Source organism: Heyndrickxia coagulans DSM 1 = ATCC 7050, assembly GCF_000290615.1.
Lineage (GTDB): Bacteria > Bacillota > Bacilli > Bacillales > Bacillaceae_C > Weizmannia > Weizmannia coagulans.
This window is the reverse complement of the sequence record NZ_ALAS01000128.1, coordinates 1-4,862: the sequence shown is the minus strand read 5'-3', so window position 1 is coordinate 4,862 and position 4,862 is coordinate 1. Positions and strand designations below refer to the sequence as shown.

Annotated in this window: 3 protein-coding genes; 2 read left to right on the top strand and 1 reads right to left on the bottom strand. The window is 40.6% G+C overall.

All coding sequences use genetic code 11. The features are described 5' to 3' along the window. Positions 1-158: 158 nt before the first annotated feature. Complete coding sequence (locus IC21_RS07110; protein ID WP_029142895.1) at positions 159-779, top strand: FMN-dependent NADH-azoreductase; 621 nt, start codon at positions 159-161, stop codon at positions 777-779. A gap of 519 nt (positions 780-1,298) precedes the next feature. Continuing rightward, positions 1,299-2,231, top strand: coding sequence for an alpha/beta fold hydrolase (locus tag IC21_RS07105; RefSeq protein WP_029142894.1), 933 nt, complete (start codon positions 1,299-1,301; stop codon positions 2,229-2,231). 885 nt (positions 2,232-3,116) lie between these two features. Here IC21_RS07105 and IC21_RS07095 read toward each other — a convergent pair. Beyond that, the coding region (locus tag IC21_RS07095) for an SH3 domain-containing protein (protein WP_050996505.1) at positions 3,117-4,862 on the bottom strand (1,746 nt) is incomplete at its 5' end.

Sequence of the window (4,862 nt, the reverse complement as noted above, 5' to 3'; positions counted from 1 at the left end):
GGGCATATATTTATCTGACAATATTATATTTCTGGTGGTGTTCTATTTGCATTGAAAGAAAAATTGTTAACATCGCAAAAAGCTCAATAAATAAATTGATTGAATTTGAAGGCGATTACTCATAAAATAATAGTAAAACATGTAAAGGAGCCTCAAAAATGTCAAAAGTATTGGTTGTAAAAGCCCATCCGTTTTCCGAAGAATATTCGCGAACAATGAAAGTGACGAATGCTTTTTTAAAGTCTTATCGGGAGCATCATCCAGACGATGAAATAGAAGAAATCAATTTGTATGATATCACCATTCCTGAAATTGACCGGGACCTGTTGGAAGCGTGGAACCAGTTAAAACAAAGGGTTCCTTTTTACGCATTATCCATTGAACAGCAACACAAAGTGACGTTGTTTGATTCTTTTACTGCGAGTTTTTTGGAAAAGGATAAAGTTGTCATTGCCAATCCTTTGTGGAATTTAAGCGTGCCCACCCGTTTAAAAGCATGGATTGATACCATTACAGTGGCAGGGAAAACTTTCAAGTACACTGACCAGGGATCTGTTGGTTTATTGGAAGGAAAAAAAGCACTGCACATTCAATCAAGCGGAAGTGTCTACAACGGAAGTGACCCTGCAAGCCAATATGTAAAAACGTTATTCACTTTCTTGGGCTTTAAAGATTTTCAACAATTATTTGTTGAGGGAATGGACCACTTTCCTGAACGGGCTGAAGATATTATGAAGGAAGCTATCAAAAAGGCGGTTGAAATAGGGAAAACATTTTAATGAAGGGCTCGGTCATTTGGCTAAATACCTGAATTTGGCAAGGATTCTGATCACTCTTCCTGAAAGCTGAACCAATATATAGAGCAGCTGAATCATGCATTTTCATAAGTGCATGATTCTGTAAAGGTGGGGCAGGTTATGCTGGAAAATCGGATTCGTTCAGCAACCCGGTAAAAGTACGGGAAAGAAGAATTTTCATGTTTTTTTCAATTATGCCAGAGGCTCGGGGGTATCCTTTCATTTTGAGCAAATATTAATTTTTATAAGCACGATTGAAGATTGTTTAAATGGAAATGATTTTTTTGAAGCAAAAGACATAAAGGTTTTATTAGATGCCCATGTCGTAGTGAACGCGCTGCATCAACAGAAAAATGAAAATCAGCCGGTGTATATTATTAGAGTTAGGAAAATGGAAATTTAGACCAAAAAATTTTGCAAGTCAAACCCAGTATTATGTTGCTAATATTTTTAAAGCTTGATAAAAAGAAATTTAATGAGATGAGCAAAGGAGGGGTTGGTTTGGCTTTTCAAGAGTTGAGTTTTCAATCATTTAACGGAAAAGACAACGTAAAAGCTTGGATTTACACACCGATCCGTAAACCGCGCGGGATTGTCCAGGTCGTCCACGGTTTTGGTGAACATTCACGGCGGTATTTACATATGATTTTAAAGTTTAATGAGGCTGGTTTTGTCGTTGCTGCAGATGATCATGTCGGCCATGGAAAGACAGCGTATGATTCCGGCAACTGGGGAGACTGGGGAGATAAAGGTTATATGACGATGGCGGAGGACGAGCATACGCTTCGAAAGATTGTACAGGAACAATATCCTGATTTGCCTTATTTCATGTTTGGGCACAGTATGGGGTCCATGATTGCCAGGGGTTATGCTGCTACCCATGGGGCTGGCTTGTCCGGTTTAATTCTGTGCGGGACTTCAGGCAGGTTCCCGAATGCAAGCAAACTGCTCCCTGTTTTGAAGAACCTGATCTATGAAGGCAAGGGGCAAGAAACCGATCTTTCTTATTTGGAAGAACTGATGGGCTGGATGACGGAACGGATTGAGCAACCGAAAACGCCAAACGACTGGATAAGTTCCGACCCGGATATTGTGGCAGACCACGCAAACGATCCGTTTAATAATTTTACAACTCCACCAAATATACGCTCACTCTACTATTTTGTCCAAATGATGGAGATAATTGTCGGAACGGAGTGGGCAGAAAAGGTGCCGGTATCGATTCCTATTTATAACATTGCCGGTGACCAGGATCCAGTGGGACAATATGGGGAAGGGGTATATGCTGTATCGAACTGGCTTGTTCAAACCGGACATCACGTAAAAACAAAAGTTTATCCCGGACACCGGCATGAAATTCACAATGACCGGGATATCCGGGATGAAGTGGAAGAGGGCATCATCAGCTTTATCAACGGGATCATCGTAAAATGACGAGAACGGCGGTATAGAAAATAGAAATCGTTTTCTGTACCGCTTTTTTTATTTCCGATTTGTTTCCGCCAGAGGTCAGGGTGAAAATGCTTTGTTGGAGGTGGGAAAAAGAGGGGCCCAGGCCCGGCATCTAATAAATGTGCGCAATGAGAAAACAACGGCCGACAATGAATGATAAATGAATCGCGATAGGAGCAGATCACATGCCCCAATTAAATCTGAGAAGAAAATGAGGTGAATAAGAGCCAGGTCGTATTTTTTATCCTTTGGGAAATGGAAAATATTTCATTAATCTCTTTTTAGAATCCATTTCTGATAAGTTAACATTGGAAATGGATTAAACTTTTCATTACTTCCATAAGGAGGGAGGAATGCTGATTGGATGAAGATAGGAAAGAACTCTTAAAGAAATTAGACAATTAAAAAAACAATTAAAAGAAGCAGAAAAAATCATAGATATTCTTCAGCGAGAGAACGATGACTTAGGGGAGAAATCATGGCTCGAGATGAGCGTAATGATTTGGTTGTTGAAGAAATAGGATCAAAAATTGATAAACTTTTAGATTTTTTAATAGAGAGAAACAAAAATGAAAAATAAACGGGTATGTTTTATTTGAAGGAAAACCCATCATAGGCCGTTGACGGCAATGCTGGAAAAGGGCACTGAAAAAGTGATGTTTTATTTTTATCTATACAAGATATAGGCCAAAAAAAAACGGTGAGACACTATGAATGCTGGTGTCTCGCCGTTTTTATGTTTTCTTTTGCACTTATTCAGCGGCTTCTCAAAAAAGGAGAAGCTTTTATCATTAGCCATGCTCTTTACAAGGTCCTGAAAGTCATTCATTCGTAAAACCTTATGAACAGCTTAATGGCTGCAGGCAGTTACTGATAACTTGGAACTTCCAATGTGATATTGTAATTGTCTAATAGGTTGTATAAGTTATAGATTTCATCCACTTGTTTGTAAGCCCAGCCAATGTCTGTTGCATATTGATGGGAGGCATAGCCATATGTTGCAGCGACATCTGGATTCCATCTCATTTTATACAAGGTATCTTGACCGGCGCCAAGGTAATTACTGCTGATAAATTTAGCTCCGCCAATGATGGCCGCTTCCGGGGTCGTCCAACCATGTTGATAGGCATACCTGGCTCCATTTTGGACGGCATTGCCATCATTCGCCCCAGTCCCATACATATTATAAACAGTCTTGCCATTATACTTGACGCCATTTGCCAGCTGGGAAGTGCCATTTCCTGTTTCAAGTAAGGCATGAGCAATCAGATAAATTTCATTGATCCCATTTTGTTTTGCTGCAGTTAAAAATGCAGATGCTTTCCCGGCTAAAATGCCTTTACCCGCAAGAATTTTTTGGTTCACTTCTGTTGCATTCAGATTGGCGGTCGAAGTTAATTTCAAAAATTGAAGTGAGCGGACTGGATCCGAAACAAAGTTATTCGGATTTAAATAGTATTTCACTTCATTTTTCGTGGCATTTTTCCATGCCTTGTTATAACTGATTTGATACCATGTATAGCCGTCATCCCCTTTTACGGTGGATAGGATGGTGACCTTTGTGCCTTCTTTAAGCGTTTCACCGACTTCATGATTCTTTGTACCTGCACCATCTCTGATATGCCAGCTTCCGTTTTGGACAACACCTGTTGTATGGCTTGTCAGCTTAATGGCATCACTTCTGATATAACGGTTATTTGTATCTGTTTGAGGCGAAACTCTCATTTGAATATTTGCAAGTTCATCCAGTGAAAGATCATATTTTTTTACAATCGATGTCACTTTGCCATTGGATTGTTGCGCAGCGGATGTTAAATAATTTGTGCTGACATAACCAATTTTCCCACTGATTTCTACTTTTGCCCAGCCATCCTCTTCGGAGTAGACCTTTACAGCTGTTCCTTTATCAAGGACTTCAATCACACTTGTTAAGGTAGAAGGCCCTTTACGTAAATTCAAATCTGCTGTCGTGTATTTAGTTACCGTAGCGTCTGGAGTTGGTTCGGAACTATTATTGCCGTCATCTGCTGTGCTTGCATCAGGGTCTGCATCTGACAGATAGGATGCGAGCACATAACCGGTTATACCTCTCGCTTTCACTTTTACCCACGGGCCGGAAGCTGTATAAACCGTCACTTTTTCGCCTCTTTGCAGACTTGTTAATATTTTGCCACTTCTGGAAGCTTTGGAACGCAAAACCAGATGGGAACCTTTGTCCACATTGACATATTTCGTCGTTGTTTGGACTGGGGTTGAAGTGCCTGCATGGCTATCGGGATTTGAATTCGCCAAAAAAGATGCATGAACATAGCCCGTTTTGCTGCCGGCTTTTACTTTCGCCCAGTCCCCGGAAATAGAGTACACCGTCACCTTTTCGCCTCTTGGCAAGCTGTCCAAAATGCTGGACGTTTCGGAGGCTTTTGAACGTAAGATTAGATGTGAACCCTTATCCACATTGACATACTTCGTTGTTGTTTTGGCTGGAGTAGAAGTATCTGCACTGCTATCAGGATTTGAATTCGTCAAAAAAGATGCATGAACATAGCCCGTTTTGCTGCCGGCTTTTACTTTCGCCCAGTCCCCGGAAATAGAGTACACCGTCACCTTTTCGCC